Annotated in this window: 18 protein-coding genes; 8 read left to right on the plus strand and 10 right to left on the minus strand. The window is 62.5% G+C overall.

Features of this window, described 5'->3' with window-relative positions; genetic code table 11:
• Window positions 1-199: 199 nt before the first annotated feature.
• Both EOC93_RS09725 and EOC93_RS09730 read right to left on the minus strand, forming a co-directional pair.
• A complete protein-coding gene (locus tag EOC93_RS09725; protein WP_127204510.1) occupies window positions 200-898 on the minus strand; it encodes an anti-sigma factor in 699 nt (232 codons plus the stop codon).
• Window positions 895-1,434, minus strand: a complete 540-nt coding sequence (locus EOC93_RS09730) for a sigma-70 family RNA polymerase sigma factor (RefSeq protein WP_126104048.1) — start codon at window positions 1,432-1,434, stop codon at window positions 895-897. Before EOC93_RS09730 ends, EOC93_RS09725 begins: the two co-directional genes overlap by 4 nt.
• Before the next feature lie 130 nt (window positions 1,435-1,564).
• On the opposite strand from EOC93_RS09730, the gene EOC93_RS09735 reads away from it, so the two are divergent.
• Together EOC93_RS09735 and argB are read left to right on the plus strand one after the other, a co-directional pair.
• Window positions 1,565-3,061, plus strand: coding sequence for an amidase (locus EOC93_RS09735; RefSeq protein ID WP_127204493.1), 1,497 nt, complete (start codon window positions 1,565-1,567; stop codon window positions 3,059-3,061).
• A gap of 100 nt (window positions 3,062-3,161) precedes the next feature.
• On the plus strand, window positions 3,162-4,055 hold the full coding sequence (gene argB / locus EOC93_RS09740) for an acetylglutamate kinase (RefSeq protein WP_095485071.1): 894 nt from the start codon (window positions 3,162-3,164) through the stop codon (window positions 4,053-4,055).
• 29 nt (window positions 4,056-4,084) lie between these two features.
• Here argB and EOC93_RS09745 read toward each other — a convergent pair whose 3' ends face one another.
• From EOC93_RS09745 to EOC93_RS09755, 3 genes are all read right to left on the minus strand, one after another.
• A complete protein-coding gene (locus EOC93_RS09745) occupies window positions 4,085-4,483 on the minus strand; it encodes a RidA family protein (protein WP_126104051.1) in 399 nt (132 codons plus the stop codon).
• A 223-nt stretch (window positions 4,484-4,706) separates the two neighbouring features.
• A complete protein-coding gene (bchE, locus tag EOC93_RS09750; protein WP_127204494.1) occupies window positions 4,707-6,254 on the minus strand; it encodes a magnesium-protoporphyrin IX monomethyl ester anaerobic oxidative cyclase in 1,548 nt (515 codons plus the stop codon).
• A gap of 119 nt (window positions 6,255-6,373) precedes the next feature.
• Window positions 6,374-6,850 carry an Lrp/AsnC family transcriptional regulator gene (locus EOC93_RS09755; protein WP_095485072.1) on the minus strand — a complete coding sequence of 159 codons (477 nt, stop codon included), beginning with the start codon at window positions 6,848-6,850 and terminating at the stop codon, window positions 6,374-6,376.
• Window positions 6,851-6,985: 135 nt separating this feature from the next.
• Here EOC93_RS09755 and phhA point away from each other — a divergent pair, with 135 nt between their 5' ends.
• Entirely contained in the window at window positions 6,986-7,822 is an 837-nt protein-coding gene (gene phhA, locus EOC93_RS09760; RefSeq protein WP_127204495.1) for a phenylalanine 4-monooxygenase, read from the plus strand.
• Between the two features lie 98 nt (window positions 7,823-7,920).
• Here phhA and EOC93_RS09765 read toward each other — a convergent pair whose 3' ends face one another.
• The 3 genes from EOC93_RS09765 to EOC93_RS09775 all read right to left on the minus strand — a co-directional run bounded on the left by EOC93_RS09765 (window position 7,921) and on the right by EOC93_RS09775 (window position 10,412).
• Window positions 7,921-9,360 carry a GMC family oxidoreductase gene (locus tag EOC93_RS09765; RefSeq protein ID WP_127204496.1) on the minus strand — a complete coding sequence of 480 codons (1,440 nt, stop codon included), beginning with the start codon at window positions 9,358-9,360 and terminating at the stop codon, window positions 7,921-7,923.
• Complete coding sequence (locus EOC93_RS09770; protein WP_126104055.1) at window positions 9,357-9,512, minus strand: hypothetical protein; 156 nt, start codon at window positions 9,510-9,512, stop codon at window positions 9,357-9,359. Before EOC93_RS09770 ends, EOC93_RS09765 begins: the two co-directional genes overlap by 4 nt.
• A gap of 138 nt (window positions 9,513-9,650) precedes the next feature.
• Window positions 9,651-10,412 (minus strand): GGDEF domain-containing protein, encoded by a 762-nt coding sequence (locus EOC93_RS09775; RefSeq protein WP_095485073.1) that lies wholly within the window; start codon window positions 10,410-10,412, stop codon window positions 9,651-9,653.
• Window positions 10,413-10,573: 161 nt separating this feature from the next.
• Between EOC93_RS09775 and EOC93_RS09780 the strand changes: the two genes are divergently transcribed.
• Window positions 10,574-11,281 (plus strand): pyrimidine 5'-nucleotidase, encoded by a 708-nt coding sequence (locus tag EOC93_RS09780; protein ID WP_127204497.1) that lies wholly within the window; start codon window positions 10,574-10,576, stop codon window positions 11,279-11,281.
• Window positions 11,282-11,439: 158 nt separating this feature from the next.
• On the opposite strand, the gene EOC93_RS09785 is transcribed toward EOC93_RS09780, so the two are convergent.
• Complete coding sequence (locus tag EOC93_RS09785; RefSeq protein WP_095484549.1) at window positions 11,440-12,279, minus strand: LOG family protein; 840 nt, start codon at window positions 12,277-12,279, stop codon at window positions 11,440-11,442.
• A gap of 142 nt (window positions 12,280-12,421) precedes the next feature.
• On the opposite strand from EOC93_RS09785, the gene dapD reads away from it, so the two are divergent.
• The 3 genes from dapD to EOC93_RS09800 are packed head-to-tail and all read left to right on the plus strand — an operon-like array spanning window position 12,422 to window position 14,399.
• Window positions 12,422-13,276: a 2,3,4,5-tetrahydropyridine-2,6-dicarboxylate N-succinyltransferase gene (gene dapD, locus EOC93_RS09790; RefSeq protein WP_095484550.1), complete on the plus strand. Its 855-nt coding sequence runs from the start codon at window positions 12,422-12,424 to the stop codon at window positions 13,274-13,276.
• 28 nt (window positions 13,277-13,304) lie between these two features.
• A complete protein-coding gene (locus EOC93_RS09795; protein WP_158302538.1) occupies window positions 13,305-13,676 on the plus strand; it encodes a DUF805 domain-containing protein in 372 nt (123 codons plus the stop codon).
• Between the two features lie 21 nt (window positions 13,677-13,697).
• Window positions 13,698-14,399: a hypothetical protein gene (locus EOC93_RS09800; protein ID WP_095484552.1), complete on the plus strand. Its 702-nt coding sequence runs from the start codon at window positions 13,698-13,700 to the stop codon at window positions 14,397-14,399.
• Here EOC93_RS09800 and EOC93_RS09805 read toward each other — a convergent pair.
• A complete protein-coding gene (locus EOC93_RS09805; protein WP_127204498.1) occupies window positions 14,374-14,775 on the minus strand; it encodes a ketopantoate reductase C-terminal domain-containing protein in 402 nt (133 codons plus the stop codon). The two genes, EOC93_RS09800 and EOC93_RS09805, sit on opposite strands and share 26 nt — an antisense overlap.
• 117 nt (window positions 14,776-14,892) lie before the next feature.
• Here EOC93_RS09805 and dapE point away from each other — a divergent pair, with 117 nt between their 5' ends.
• Complete coding sequence (gene dapE / locus EOC93_RS09810) at window positions 14,893-16,092, plus strand: succinyl-diaminopimelate desuccinylase (protein WP_127204499.1); 1,200 nt, start codon at window positions 14,893-14,895, stop codon at window positions 16,090-16,092.
• Window positions 16,093-16,094 lie beyond the last annotated feature (2 nt).

The following is a 16,094-nucleotide window of genomic DNA, read 5'->3' on the forward strand; positions in this document are numbered from 1 at the left end:
CCTCAGTTTATCTTTCCCCTCTTTGGGGGCGCAAGGAGATACGGGAGATAAATGCGTGAGTTTCGTCGTTCAGAAAAAATTCTGATTTTTTATAATTGCGATTCAGAGCCGGGACCCGGCTAGATTGTATGCTCCCGATCCCCCTCCACGATAGGAGATAGATTTAAAATCTTCTCGCAAGAGCGAAAAGACAGAGCGATCAGATGCTCTTCAAATCGCCCGCAGCGACCACGGGGCCGGTCGGCTGACCGGTCGGCGAACCGCCGGTCGGCTCGAGGCTAACCGCAAGCACGGCGCCCTGCGCAAGCTTTTCCTGAACGGCCGGCGAGATGGTCATATGCGCGGTCTGACCGGCCGGGATGACCCCCATCGAGACCGGCGCATTCTTGCCCTCGATCATCCACAGCTCGAAATCCTTGCCGGCGGCACGCTCGCCCGAGACATGCGACAGGCCGACCTCGCGATGGGCGGCGTCATAGACGGCAAGATATCTGACGTCGCTGCCGTCAGCGGCCAGCGAGGCGACAAGCCGCGGCTGTTCGACCGGCGGGTTGAGGTAAGGCATGGCGATGGTGATCGCCAGCGCCACGACGGAAGCTGCGGCAAGACCGCGCCAGAAGGCAAGGCTCGACCAGAGGCCGGCGCGAGGCTCTGCTACGAACAGCTGGCGATCTATCGCCTCCTTGACCCTGATCGGAGGCTCTGTCTCCGGATAGGCGCCTGCGATAGGCGAAAGATGCGCCTCCCATGCATCGACAAGGCGCGCGAAAGCGGCGTCCGCGTCGATGCGGCGTGACGCAATCTCGCGCTCGTCCGCGGCCAGCACGCCAAGAACATATTCGGCGGCGAACAGGTCGTCGCCCCCAGGTTCCGGTCCGTTATCCTCTTCCAGCGTCATCTTTCCAGACACTCTCTGAGCTTCAACAGGCTGCGCCGCAGCCAGGTCCGCATCGTGTTCAGCGGCACGTCGTGGCGTGCCGCCAGTTCGGCATAGCTTTCGCCGTCCAGATAGGCGCCCCGGACGGCCGCCGCCCGGTCCTTTTCCAATTCGTCGAGACAACGATAGATGCGCTCGGATTCACCGCCCGCAACAGCCGCTGCCTCTGGTCCCGGCGCCGGATCGGCCACCTCGAGCGTAGCATCGATATAGGCGGCAGGCTCTCGCCGCGCCCTGATACGATCGATCGCATGATTGCGCGCAATGGCCACCAGCCAGGAAATCGGGCTTAGATCCGAGACGGCGAAACGATCCGCCTTCGTCCATATTTTGACGAAGACCTCCTGCAGCGCCTCTTCTGCCTCTCCCCGGTCCTTCAATACACGAAGGCAGACGCCGAAAAGTTTCGCGCTGGTCTGCCGGTAGAGCAGATCGAACGCAGCCCGGTCCTTCATCGAAGTCCGAACGATCAGGTTGCTGATGTCCTGCGGCGTCATCGGCTGCCAAATTAGGCAATTGCAATGTATTTGCAACGGCGGAAGCGTTCTTGTGCACCGGGAGCGTCGTGGACTTCGATTGCCAAGAAAATCCGCAACCGCTAGCCTTCTCATAGCGGGGAGAGCGGCAATGTCGGTTGAACAGGTCTTGTGGGAGCACGACGCAACCGGGCTTGCCAGCCTGGTGCGCAAGGGCGAGATCACACCGCAGGAGCTCGTCGATGCGGCGATTGCGCGGGCCGAGGCCACCCGCCCGGACATCAACGCCATCGCCGAGCCGCTTTACGAGGCGGCGCGGACGCGGGCGAAAACCATCGACCGCAAGCTGCCGCTGGCCGGCGTGCCTTTTGCGCTGAAGGATCTCGGCATCGCCATGAAAGGCGTGCCGACGCATGGCGGCAGCCGCATTCCGGCTTTCGTTGCCGATTTCGACTCGGTGATGACCGAACGCCATCTGGCCGCCGGCCTTGTTCCGATCGCCACCAGCACCTCGCCCGAACATGGGCTGAGGCTGATGACCGAATCCACCGCTTTTGGCATCACCCGCAATCCGTGGAACACGGCACATACCAGCGGCGGCTCGTCTGGAGGGGCGGCAGCGCTTGTCGCGGCCGGCGTCGTGCCGGTGGCGCATGCTTCGGACGGCGGCGGCTCGATCCGCGTTCCCGCCGCCTGCACCGGGCTGGTTGGGCTGAAAACCTCGCGCGGCCGCGTGCCGCTGTCGCCGCTCGTCACCGAGAGCTGGTACGGCCTGGTCGTCGATCACGCGCTTGCCCGCTCGGTCCGGGATTCGGCCTTGCTGCTCGACCTGACCCATGGCCCTGATCCGCTGTCGCCCTATGCGGCGCCGCCGCCGAAAGGCGCTTTCGCCGCCGCGGCGGCGCGCGATCCCGGCAAGCTCAAGCTGGCCGTCTATCGGAAATCGCCGCTCGGCCTGCCGATATCGGCCGAGACGCTGACCGCGCTGGACACGGCCGTGGCGTTGGCGCGCGAAGGCGGCCATACGATCGAGGAGATCGACCTGCCCTATATCGATCGTGATTTCATGGCCGATTTCTGCAAGATTGTCGCCGCGGCGGTGGCCGGTACGATGCGCGCTGAAGCGTTGCGTGTCGGACGCTCCGTCTCAGGCGACGTCGAGCGCGCCACGCGTCTGATGAGCCGCTTCGGCGAGATCGTCTCGGCCGGCGAGATCTATGCCGGCCTGCAGCGGCTGCATGCCGTATCGCGCCGCCTGATCACCGAGACCGCGCAATATGATGCCCTGCTGATGCCTGTTATTGCCCATCCGCCGCTCGCCTGCGGCGCCATGGACCCGAAAGGCGCAGATGCGTTCATAGAGGACGTGCTCGACAGGCTGCGCCTCGCCCGGCTGCTGATATTCAAGCCGCTGTTTGGGCAGTTGATGGACAAGAGCCTGTGGTTCACCCACTGGCCGGCGATCCAGAACGTCAGCGGTCAGCCGTCGATCACGCTGCCTGTCCATGTCACCGATGCCGGCCTGCCGGTCGGCATCCAGGCCGCCGGCCGGCCCGGCGACGAAGAGACGCTTCTGTCCCTCGCCGCGCAAATGGAAAAGATTTCGGGATGGCAGGCGCGGCGGGCGCCGCTGCGAATGCCAGCATAGAAGCGGGCCGATTTCACCTGATGTGACAGCAAAGCCGTTTGCGGCCCGCCGCAATTCCCGCTAAGACGCCGCCGATCATTTCAAGCTGGGAACAATGCCGATGACGGACGTCGCCGCCACCGCCGAAATGCAGGCCGCGCTGCTTTCGAGGGCGCTGCCTTACATGCAGCGCTACGAGAACAAGACGGTTGTGGTGAAATATGGCGGCCATGCCATGGGCGATATTGCGCTCGGCAAGGCCTTCGCCCGCGACATCGCGCTGCTCAAGCAATCCGGAGTCAATCCGATCGTCGTCCATGGCGGCGGGCCGCAGATCGGCGCCATGCTGAGCAAGATGGGCATCGAATCGAAGTTCGAGGGCGGATTGCGTGTCACCGACCAGAAGACGGTCGAGATCGTCGAGATGGTGCTGGCCGGCTCGATCAACAAGGAGATCGTCGCGCTGATCAATGCCGAGGGCGAGTGGGCGATCGGCCTGTGCGGCAAGGACGGCAACATGGTTTTCGCCGAAAAGGCGCGCAAGACCATGATCGACCCGGACTCCAACATCGAGCGCGTGCTCGATCTCGGCTTCGTCGGCGAGCCGGTCGAGGTCGACCGCACGCTGCTCGACCTTCTGGCGCGGTCCGAAATGATCCCGGTGCTGGCGCCGGTGGCACCGGGCCGCGACGGCCACACCTACAACATCAATGCCGACACCTTTGCCGGCGCGATTGCCGGCGCCTGCCAGGCGACACGCCTTTTGTTCCTCACCGACGTGCCCGGCGTGCTCGACAAGAACAAGAAGCTGATCGACGAGCTGACCGTGACCGAGGCAAAGGCCTTGATCAAGGACGGCACGGTGTCGGGCGGCATGATCCCCAAGGTCGAGACCTGCATCGAGGCGATCGAGCGCGGCGTCGAAGGCGTCGTCATCCTCAACGGCAAGACGCCGCATTCGGTGCTGCTCGAGCTGTTCACCGAGCACGGCGCCGGCACGCTGATCGTGCCATAAGCGGCGGCCTTGGTCGCGCCGCCAGTCGATTAGCTGGGCTGAGGAAGGCGCGCGATGACTTTTATTTCAAAATCGAAGCCAGCCAGCCAGTTCACGCCCACCGCGGTCCAGTTCGGGTAGGGCGGTTCTCCGATCGCCTTCAGCCGGACGGCGTTGATCGCCTCCCACTGTGTGGCCGGGTCGGTGTGGAATGTGGTGACGTCAACGATGTCGTCGAAGGTGCAGCCGGCGGCCTTCAACACTGCCGCGAGATTGTCGAAGGCAAGCTGGACCTGCTTTGCAAAGACCGGCTCGGGCGACCCGTCCTCGCGGCTGCCGACTTGGCCTGAGACGAACAGAAAGTCGCCCGAGCGGATCGCCGCCGAATAGCGGTTGATCTCGTAGAGGGCCTGCCGACCGGCAGGGAAGATCGCATCGCGTTTGGTCATTGTTTCACTCCATCTAGACAAGGCAGGCCAGACCTCCCGACGATCGCGATGTGGCTTCGCCGAGAAGGGCGAGAGCCGCTCGCAAGGCTGCAGGGTTTTGGATCGCTGCGCTCCGGTTTCCGGGCGGTTGTGACATACCCCCGTCTCCCCGAAGTGGGTACATACGCCCCGTATGTCAATACGCATACGTTGCGTATGTTTTTAGGAGATTGCCCAGAGCTGATCAGGCGCTCGGCGAAATCGCGCTCCCGGGCGGTGTCAGCTTGCGCGCCGGGTGCCCGAACACCATCGATTCCTCTTCCTCGTCCTGCGGCGCGCCCCAGAATTCGGCCAGTGTCGGACCGTCCTTCAGGCGGCGGTCGCGGGCGAGAAAGCCCCAGACCTCGCGGAACCAGACGCGGCGGCCCATCTGCGTGTACCAGCGCATCGAATGGCGCTGTTCCGGGTCCTTGTGGAACAGGATGCGCGCCAATGCCTTCGGCCGCGACTGCACCGCCAGTTCGATCAGCTTGACGCTGAAGAACAGCATCCAAGGCTTCAGTCGGGTCATCTGCAGCACTTGATGCTTGTAGTCCCACAGGCGGGCGTCCAGCTGGATCACCTTGCGGTCCCTGGCCATCCTGAAGAACGGCGTCCAGCGGTGCGGGGTGACATAGAGCGCCTGGATCTGGTCCGGATCATAGGCGATGAGCTGGCGGAAGCCGCGCCAGAGATCGCGAAAGCGCTCATCCTCGAAACCGGCGACCCAGGTCGCCATCGACAGTATGCCATTGAGGCGCAGCAACCGGATCGCCTCGCGGTCGGACGAGGTGCTGCCTCCCTTGCGGATCAACGCAAGCGTCTTCTCATCGGTGTTTTCCATGCCCAGCAGCCAACGGATGACGCCTGCCTTGCGGTAGAGATGCAGGCTGTCGGCATCACGAACAATGTCATCTGCGCGGGTTGAGCCGACGATCAGGACCGGCACGTTCTCGGCGATCATCGCATCGAGAAAGGCGCGCCAGGCTTTTTTGGACGAGGTCGGATTCTCGTCGGCAAGGTTGATCAGCTCGACGCCATGCTCGCGGTGCAGCCAGGCGATCTCTTGCGCGAACTTCACCGGGTCGCGATGCCGCCATCGCGTCCAGAAACCGCGTTGGCCGCAATAGTTGCACAGATGCGGGCAGCCTCGGGAAAACTGCATGACCACCGCGCGCTTGCCGCCCCAATAACTGTAACGACTGATATCGATCAGGTCCCAGCCGATGCGGTATTCATCGAGGTCGGCGATCGTGCTTGCCGGCTTGGTGGCAAAGGGACGGCGCAAATCGTCGCGAAAGGCGATGCCCGCCACGTCAGACAGCGGCCGGCGCTTTTCCAGCGCCTCAACCAACGCGACGATGGTCGCCTCGCCTTCGCCGCGCACGATGAAGTCGAAGACGTCCGTTTCGGCAAGTATGTCGCGCCAGTGATAGGTGGGGAACACGCCGCCATAGATCACCATCGTCGCCGGATCGATGTGCTTGACCATTCGTGCGATCTCCAGTGCTGTCGGATGCGCCGATGTCGAACCGGAATGGCCGATCAGAATGCAATCGGGATGATCGCTCAAGGCGTCTTGCACGGCTGCGGCAAGCGGCATCGGCCCGAACTCGGCATCGACGAGCCGCACCTCATGGCCAGCGTCGATCAGCGGGCCGCCCAATGCGAGCAGGCCGAGCGGCGGCAAATGGTCGTCGGGCACGCGGCTGCCGATGGCGGTATGCGGCGGATTGATCAGGACGATTTTCATGAAGGACCTTTTGCAATGGCGGTCCGGTCATCCTGGTCGTCGATCTGGGCCTGCAGCTGGCCCGGTTCAGCAGTTTCCGTGCAGCTTTTCCGCAGAAATGCATTTGCCGAGATACAGGCTCATCGCCTGAGGTGCCCGAGCGGCACGTGGCCCGGCCCCTTGATGTTCTGCAGCACAAGCTGCGTGTGGACGTCGCGCACGCCGTCGAGCCGCATCAGCCGGTGCATGACGAAGGCATTGAGCTCGTCGACCGACGGCACCATCACATGCAGCAGGAAATCGTAGTCGCCGGTCATCGTCCAGCACGACGACACCTCGTCCATGCGCTGCACGGCAGCGATAAAGGTTTCGGGCGAACCGTCGCTGTGGGTTACGAGGCGCACCTGAATGAACACCTCGACCAGCAGGCCGACGGCGCGGCGGCTGAGCACAGCAGCAAAGCCCTTGATGATGCCGGCGCTCTGAAGAGCCTCGAAGCGGCGCGCGCATGGCGTCGTCGACAGGCCGATCTCCTGGGCCAGTTCGGACACAGGCTTGCGTCCGTCACGTTGCAAGATATCGAGCATCTTGATCTCAAAATCGTCAAACTGAGGCACTTTCACTCTCCTACAGCTTTGCTGTGGTGGCTTTTACCTCAAATCGCGTATTCGAGCCATCATCAAAGCGGATTTGCCTCACCGGATCCGGCTAGATTTTTATGATGTTAGTCGTGATTTCCAGGGAGAACAGCCATGACGATCAACGTTGCCGACTACGCCCGCGAATGCGCGGCGCAAGGCCTTCGCGGCGACTATTCGGTCTGCCGTTCCGATTTCACCGTCGAGCAGAGCTACAACTACACCGCCGACGAGCAGGCGGTGTGGCGCACACTGTGCGACCGCCAGACGAAGTTGACCAAAAAGCTGGCACACCGGTCTTATCTCGACGGCGTCGCCACGCTGGGCCTGCTAGACAAGATTCCGGATTTCGGTGTGGTCAGCGAAAAACTGCGCAAGCTTACCGGTTGGGAAATCGTCGCCGTGCCGGGCCTCATTCCCGCCCCCGCCTTCTTCGTCCACCTCGCCCACCGGCGCTTCCCGGTGACCAACTGGCTGCGGACGAAACAAGAGCTCGACTACATCGTCGAGCCGGACATGTTCCACGACTTCTTCGGCCACGTGCCGGCACTGACGCAGCCGGTCTTTGCCGATTTCATGCAGATGTATGGGGAGAAGGCGGAGGACCTGATCGCGCTTGGCGGCGACGAGATGATCAGCCGCCTTTACTGGTACACCGTCGAATACGGGCTGATACAGGAAGCCGGCCAACCGCTAAAGGCTTTCGGCGCCGGGCTGATGTCGTCCTTTGCGGAACTTCAATTCGCGATTGAAAGCAAGGACGCGCACCATGTCCCCTTCGATCTGGAAACGGTGATGCGCACCAGCTACGAGATCGACAAGTTCCAGCGCGCCTATTTCGTGCTGCCATCCTTCGACGTTTTGCGCGATGGATTCCAGAATGTCGCCGGGATGGCAGCGATTGTCGGACGCCACAAGGGCAAACCGGCGCTCGACCCGGCGAAACTTTAAACGCTGGGCAGGCTCGGACGCTCGTAGCCGACCGGCGCGGGCGTTGTTGGCGGTGGACTGCGATGGCGATCCCTCGGCCGGCCGGCTGAGCCGGCCTTCTATACGCCGATAACCTTGCTGAGGTGATCGCCCAGCCGGCAGGCCAATGCGACGATCGTCGTCGTCGGGTTGCATTCGCCGGACGTGCAGAACACCGAAGAGCCGCCGACATAGAGATTGTCCATGCCATGCACCTTTGAGTTGGCGTCGACCACGCTCTTGATCACATCCGTGCCCATACGGGTGCCGCCCATATGGTGGTGGCCGGCCAGCTCCTCATTCGTCGGATAGTCCCCGCCATTGGTGAGCCAGTCGGCGATGCGCACCCGGCCGAGATCCTTCTGGACGAGCGTCGTCCCGAACAGCCTCAAGCCCTCGAGAAGCGTGCGGCGCTCCAGCTCCGACTTTTTCCAGTGCAGCTCGATGCGCGGCACGCCAGCATGGTCGACATCGGCTTTCGACAACTGAATCCGGTTCGAGGCCAGCGGCGCCTGTTCCCAGGTGACATAGAGCTGGGCGGCGCAGCGCAGGTCCTGGCTGAGCTGATAGGACACCCATTCGGCCATCTCGGGCGCCGTGCAGGCGAGGTCGGCGATGACGCGTTTGACCCCGGGGTACGGCGTCTCGATCAGCCTGATCCCGAAATTCATGATCTCAAGGCGCTCCATGGCGGCAAGCGTCGGCGAGAAGAAGGCCTCGTTGGTGGCGTCGACCTCGAACGCGCTATAGTCGGCGAGGATGGCATTGCCGCCCTCGAAGGTCGGATGCTCCATCCAGTAGCTGCCGAGTGCCGTCGCCTTCGGCACCACGCCGCCATTCGAGCGCTGGTTCGACCACAGAAGCAGCCGCGAGTTTTCCAAGCCGCCGGTACAAACGATGAAATAGTCGGCGGTGAAGGAACCGGCGTCCTGGCCGTTCGACCACAATTTGGCGCCGGTCACTCGTTTGCCATCGCCGGCAAGCTCGGTGGCATAGGTGTTGAGCACCACGGCGACGTTCCTGCTCTTGTCGAGGTCGTCGGCGAATTTCTCGCCGAAGCGCACGGCCGGGCTTTTGATCAGTTGCACCCAGCGAATGTCGTCCGAGATCGGCACATCCGGCCGGAAATCGGGAAGTTCGAGGATATCGTGGACTTCAGGCAGGTAGGGCTCGATGTCGGCACGGCTGATAGGCCAGCCGGTATCCGGCGCCCAGGCCTTGGGCTCGAAATCTTGGCTGTCGAGCACGCGGCACCAGCCGGCCCAGTGATTGGAGCTGCCGCCCATGAAGCGTAGCCGGGTGATGTCGAGATCGAAATAGGGATCGCCGACCGTGGCGCCGCGGTAGAAATCCTGCGAATCATCGCTGAACTCACGGGAGCCGGCCTCCAGCACCACAACCGGAATGCCGGCCACGCCAAGCTTCCTGGCGATCGTGGTGCCGGCTGGCCCCGAGCCGAGAATGCAGACCTTGGCGGTGAAATTCACCGCGCGAAATGCCTCGTAGCTGTCGAAGATCACGCCAGGTCGCTCCTTTTTAGGATCCAACCATTGACCTCGACGATTGCGTCCGGATCGGCATCGGGCAGCTTGCGGAACAGCGACAGGGCCGGCAATGCGATCAGCGCCTGCATGATCGTGCGGCGCGACATTTTCTTTGTGAAGAAACTCATGACACGTCTCGATGGGGCCTTTATCCACGCATGGCGTTCCCAGAACGGCACATGCTCGCCAAGAGAAGCCAATTCCGTGCCAAACCTAGCCGCACACTTGCTTAAGCCGTGTAAACGGCCAGGCTGATTGAAAACCGCTCAAGCCGCCTCGGAAATGTCCGTGTCCAGGATGGTCAGATTGCGGCCGCGGTGCTTGGCCTGGTAAAGGCGCCGGTCGGCGGCACGCATCAGATCCGATACGGCGGCGCCCTCGCCGCAGGTGACGCCACCGATGCTGACGGTGAGGGGTATGATCCGCTCATCAACGGGACGGAAGCGGATCAGCTCGACTTCACGGCGAATGCGCTCGGCGACGCGTTTGGCTTCCTGCTCGGTGGCGCCGATCAGGAACGCGCCGAATTCCTCGCCGCCGATGCGGCCGATCACGTCTCCGCTGCGCACGCCGCGCTCGATCGCGCTTGCAATGAGGAGCAGCGCGTCGTCGCCGGTCAGATGGCCGTAGCTGTCGTTGATGATCTTGAAGTGGTCGGCATCGATGATCAGCAACGCACCGCGATCGGATTTCCGCCGGGAGGCGTCGAGCGCCGCAAAGAAGCTCTCGCGGTTGAGCATGCCGGTCATGTCGTCGCGGCTCGCCTTTTCCGACAGGCGCCGATGCGCGGCGGCGAGTTGGGCATGAGCGCGGGCGAGATCGCGATGGGCGCCTTTCAGCCTCTCGCCCTGCCAGAATGTATAAGCGCTAGCAATCCAGGCAAGCGCGAGCGGGCAGACCGTGCACGTCAGCCACATCGTGCGGTTGAACGGAAAGCCCATTGCCGGGACGACGATCAGCGTCAGCAAAAGCGAGACCGCGAGGGAGGCGAAAGCGACGGCGGCAGACTTCAGAAATATGCGGCTCATCGCTGGCTCCCCCTCGACCGTCTGTGTGCCAGCAAGCCCTGAATGCCATCTTTCTGCGATGCCTAAAATTTGAATCATGGCGTCATTTTCGCCACCCGCAACCCGCATAAGTTGTGGATAAAGCCTCTGCCAAAAGCAATGTTTCGTGCCATAAGGATTGCATGACCACACTCCCGGATCCCGCCCGCTTTGCCCATGTCACCGACTGGGTGTTCGACCTCGACAACACGCTCTATCCGCACCATTCGAACCTGTTCTCGCAGATCGACGTGAAGATGACCGCCTATGTCGGAGAGCTGCTGACGCTGCCGCGCGACGATGCCCGCAAGCTGCAGAAGGAACTCTATAGGGAATACGGCACGACGCTGAACGGCCTGATGGCGCGCCACGGCATCGATCCCGACGACTTTCTCGAGAAGGTCCACGACATCGACTATTCCTGGCTGGTTCCCGATCCCGTTCTCGGCGCCGCCATCCGCCAGCTTCCCGGCCGCAAGTTCATCTTCACCAATGGCGACCGCAGGCATGCCGAACGCACCGCGCGCCAACTCGGCATCCTCGACCATTTCGACGACATCTTCGATATCGTCGCCGCCGGACTGAACCCCAAGCCGGCGCGCCGGACCTACGAGAAGTTTGCGGAACTCCACGCCGTCACCGGCCACAATGCGGTGATGTTCGAGGACTTGGCCCGCAACCTGTCCGTGCCGAAATCGCTGGGCATGACCACGGTGCTGGTCGTGCCGCGCAACTTCGAGCCGACCTTCTCGGAAATCTGGGAACGTGACCCGGCCAACGAGGACGACGTGGATTTCGTCACCGACGATCTTGCCGAATTCCTTACTGCGATCGTCGAAGTCCCAGCCTAGAGCACTTCATCGTTTCACGGAAACGCCGAACCGCTCTAATTATTTGTTTTTACGCAATTCCGAACGGAAAACCGCTCCGCACTTTTCCTGGAATTGCTCTAGTGCATGTCGCCCAAAAGCATGCCCTCGGGCTTGACCCGTGGGTGCGCAGCGGGGTCTCAGAGCTTGTAGAAACGGCTGATAATCCCCCAGGCCTCGTCGGCGGTGTCGACGAAATCGATGATGTCCTGGTCGCCGGGGGTGATCGTGCCTTGCTCGGCGAGGAAATCGAGGTCGATCGCCCTTTTCCAGAAAGCCTTGCCGAACAGGATCACCGGCACGCGCTCCATGCGGCCGGTCTGGATCAGGGTCAGCGTCTCGAAGAATTCGTCCATCGTGCCGAAGCCGCCCGGAAACACCGCGACAGCCTTGGCGCGCATGACGAAATGCATCTTGCGGACCGCGAAATAGTGGAAGTTGAAACAGAGCTCCGGCGTCACATAGGCATTCGGCGCCTGCTCGTGCGGCAACACGATGTTGAGGCCGATCGACGGTGCGCCGACATCGTCGGCGCCGCGGTTGCCGGCTTCCATGACGCCGGGTCCGCCGCCGGTCACCACGACGAATTCGCGATAATACGAGGTGGCCGACTGCTGCGAGCAGAGGCGGGCGAATTTTCGCGCTTCCTCATAATATTTGCTGTTTTTCTCAAGGTTCTTCTTCTGCGTCTCGTTCTTGGCCGCCCAGGCTTCTCCGCCCGGCTCGGGGATGCGCGCGCCACCGAATAGGATGACGGTCGAGCGGATGCCGCGCTCGGCCAGGATCATCTCCGGCTTCAACAGTTCGAGCTGTAGCCTGACCGCGCGCAGTTCGCGCCGTGTCATGAAGTCGGGATCGTTCCAGGCCAACCGGTAGGTTTCGGCGCGCGTCTGCGGCGTATCCGGCACGCTTTTCGAACGCTCCAGATCCTCGTCCGAATGCGGCAGCGGCGTCCACCCCGCCTTTTCCATAGGAGTCATGTTACCTACCGTCCAATTATTCACTTGCGCCGTCCCGTGGCGCAGCCGCGATTGACCCTCACCAAGCCTTCACATAGGGTCCGGCGACTTTCAAAACAGGTTAAGGCGCGGCCCCTTAACAGCTTGGTAATGGAGCGAATTCATGTCGAAGCCCGATCTGGCGAGTCTCGAAAAGATCATCGAAGAAGCCTTCGAGGAACGCGACACGATTTCGACGGCAACCCGTGGCGCGACGCGCGACGCCATCCAGTCGGCGCTCGACCTGCTCGACCGGGGTGTCGCCCGCGTTGCCGAGCGCCAGGCCGACGGCAAATGGCATGTCAACCAGTGGCTGAAGAAAGCGGTGCTGCTGTCCTTCCGGCTCAACCCGATGGAGATCATCAAGGGCGGCCCCGGCCAGGCCGTGTGGTGGGACAAGGTGCCGTCGAAATTCGACGGCTGGAGCGCCATCGATTTCGAGAAGGCAGGTTTTCGCGCCGTGCCGTCATCGATCGTGCGGCGCTCCGCCTATGTCGCGCCAGGTGCCGTGCTGATGCCGTCCTTCGTCAATGTCGGCGCCTATGTCGACAGCGGCACCATGGTCGACACCTGGGCCTCGGTCGGCTCCTGCGCCCAGATCGGCAAGAACGTGCATCTGTCGGGCGGCGTCGGCATCGGCGGCGTGCTGGAGCCGATGCAGGCCGGTCCCACCATCATCGAGGACAATTGCTTTATCGGCGCACGCTCCGAAGTGGTCGAAGGCTGCATCGTGCGCGAGGGCTCGGTGCTCGGCATGGGCGTCTTCATCGGCCAGTCGACCAAGATCGTCGACCGCGCCACCGGTGAGGTCTTCTACGGCGAAGTGCCGGCCAATTCCGTTGTCGTCGCCGGCTCGCTGCCCGGCAAGCCGTTGCCCAGCGGTGAGCCCGCTCCGAGCCTCTACTGCGCCGTCATCGTCAAGCGGGTCGATGCCAGGACCCGGTCCAAAACCTCGATCAATGAACTGCTTCGCGATTGATCCTTCGCAAAAAAACGGACGCACCCGATTGCTCGACAGACCTCGATTTTTCTGGCTTTTCTTCAGCCTTTCCGGGCGAGTGAACCCCAGCGCCTACGTTCTGGCCGGTCTTTTGCCGCTCCTCGTTCAGCTTTTTCTGCTCTACCAGTTCTCGCGAACGCCGCTCGGCACTGCCGCAAGCCAGTACTGGGCGCTCGCCTGGTGGATCGCTGTGGTCGTCTCGACATGGTCGACCTTTGCGCTAACGGCGAAGCGGTTCCATGATTTCGGCAAGCCTACCTACTACGCATTGATCTCTCTCGTCATCGGCGCCATTCTCCTTATCATTCTGGCCTTTTTCAAAAGTGATCCCGGACCCAACCGCTACGGCAAACATACCAATGCACCGGCCGAATCCTGAACTTCGATCGGGTCTCTCGCCATGCGCTACCGCACGCTTGATTCGAAACTGATCATCGAAACCGCCGAGCAACTGGAAAAACGCGTCGCCGACCGTTTTCCCGATGCAGGCTTGCGTGGCGTCGCCATTGAACTTGTGTCGCTGTCGCGTGATCTGGCCAAGGCGGCGAAGGCGCTGGAAGCGCCGATCTGGTGGCTGCGCGGCGTCATCATCGCCGCCATTGCCGCTGGCGCGCTGATGTTCCTGTTCGTCGGCACCATCCTGCCGCTCGGCCGTGTCTCGGCAAACCACGATGCCATCCAGTCGGTGCAGGGCATAGAATCCTCGATCAACGTGATCATCCTGACGGCGCTGGGCTTCCTGGCCTTGATCCGAACCGAGGAGCGTATCAAGCGCAAGCAGGTGTTTCGCAAGCTTCACGGCTTGCGATCGCTGATCCACGTCATCGACATGCATCAGCTGACCAAGGATCCGGCAGTGCTTTCAGCCGATTTCAAGCCGGCATCGCATTCACCGGCACGCATAACCGACCGTGCCGATCTCGCCCGCTATCTCGACTATTGCTCCGAAATGCTGTCGATCACCGGCAAAATCGCCGCGCTGTTCGCCCAGTCGGTCAACGACAATGTCGTCGTCGATGGCGTCAACGACATCGAGACTCTCGCCTCCAACCTGTCGCGGAAGATCTGGCAAAAGATCACGCTGATCGAAGGCCGGCACTGATCGCTTCCGGTGTCAGGCCGGGCGATCCATGATTTTCCTGCTCTGCCTTGCGAACCAGTGCCGTGACACGCTTTATCAGCGGCGCCGGCGTGCCCTCTCTGTCAGCCAGGCGCAGGATCGCACCTTGCAGCTCGTCGATCTCGGTCGGCCGGCCGCGCTGCAGATCGTCCCACATCGACGAGCGTGCCTCGGGATCGATCGCAAGCATGCGCCGCGCCAGCTCGGTGGCCCGCAACCCGTCCTTCCGCAAGGCCTCTTCGATGCGCGGCCGCGCCAGCAGAATCACCCGTCGCCCGGCGAGCGCGAGACAGCCGCCGGCATAGCAGCCGATGCTGCCGGCGCCGGCAATGACGATCCTTTTGTCCTCGTTGGCCATCCGATGATGCTGCCTTGGCCTGCGACTATACGACATGAAAACCATAATGTCGGCGGGATGGCTGGCCCTTATGTCTGGCCGTGACAGGCCTTACGCTTTCGACTATCGCTTTTGCCCATGACGTTGCCTTCCGATCCCGCCAGAAATCTAGCCGCCCTTATCCGCTGTGCCTCGGTGACGCCCGCTGAAGGCGGAGCACTGAGCACGCTCGAAACAATGCTGAAGCCGCTCGGCTTTTCCGTCGAGCGCCCGGTGTTTTCGGAAGGCGGCACGCCCGATATCGAAAATCTCTATGCGCGGCGCTCCGGCAACGGTCCGCATCTGATGTTCGCTGGGCATACCGACGTGGTGCCGGTCGGCGACGAAGCTTCATGGACTCATCCGCCTTTCGCCGCCGAGATTGCCAAGGGCGAGATGTTCGGCCGCGGCGCCGTCGACATGAAGGGCGGCATTGCCTGTTTCATCGCCGCGGTGGCGCGCCATATCGAGTCGAAGGGCGGCTTGAAAGGCTCGGTCTCGCTGCTGATCACCGGCGATGAAGAAGGGCCGGCCATCAACGGCACGACAAAGCTGCTCGAATGGGCAGCCGCCAAGGGCGAGAAGTGGGATGCGTCTATCGTCGGCGAACCGACCAATCCAGATGCGCTGGGCGACATGATCAAGATCGGCCGGCGCGGTTCGCTGTCCGGCAGCATCATCGTCAACGGCCGGCAGGGCCACGCCGCCTATCCGCAGCTTGCCGACAACCCGGTGCGCGGCCTGATGACGCTGGTCGACGCCTTGCTGCACCCCGTCTTCGACGAGGGCACAAAGGATTTCCAGCCGACCAATCTGGAGGTGACCTCGATCGACGTCGGCAATCCGGCCACCAATGTCATTCCGGCGAAGGCGACCGCCACCTTCAACATCCGCTTCAACGACACATGGACCGCCGAGACCATCCAGGCGGAAATCCACAACCGTCTCGACAAGGCGGCGAAGCGCAAGAAATACCGGACCGGCAAGACGACGCCGGTCGATTACGAGCTCCTCTGGCGCGATCGGCCGAGCCACGTCTTCCTCACTCGCGACGACCGGCTGATCGAGACGCTCAGCGGCTCGGTCAAGGCGGTGATCGGCAGGAAGCCGGCGCTTTCCACCTCCGGCGGCACCTCAGACGCCCGCTTCATCAAGGACTATTGTCCGGTGGTCGAGTTCGGGCTGGTCGGCAAGACCATGCACATGGTCGATGAACGCGTCGCGCTTGCCGACCTCGAGACGCTGACGCAAATTTATCAGCGCTTCATCGAAGACTGGTTCGAGCGAGGCATATCGTAACC

The sequence above is a fragment of the Mesorhizobium sp. M6A.T.Ce.TU.002.03.1.1 genome (genome assembly GCF_003997275.1).
In the GTDB taxonomy this organism is placed as follows: Bacteria; Pseudomonadota; Alphaproteobacteria; order Rhizobiales; family Rhizobiaceae; genus Mesorhizobium; species Mesorhizobium mediterraneum.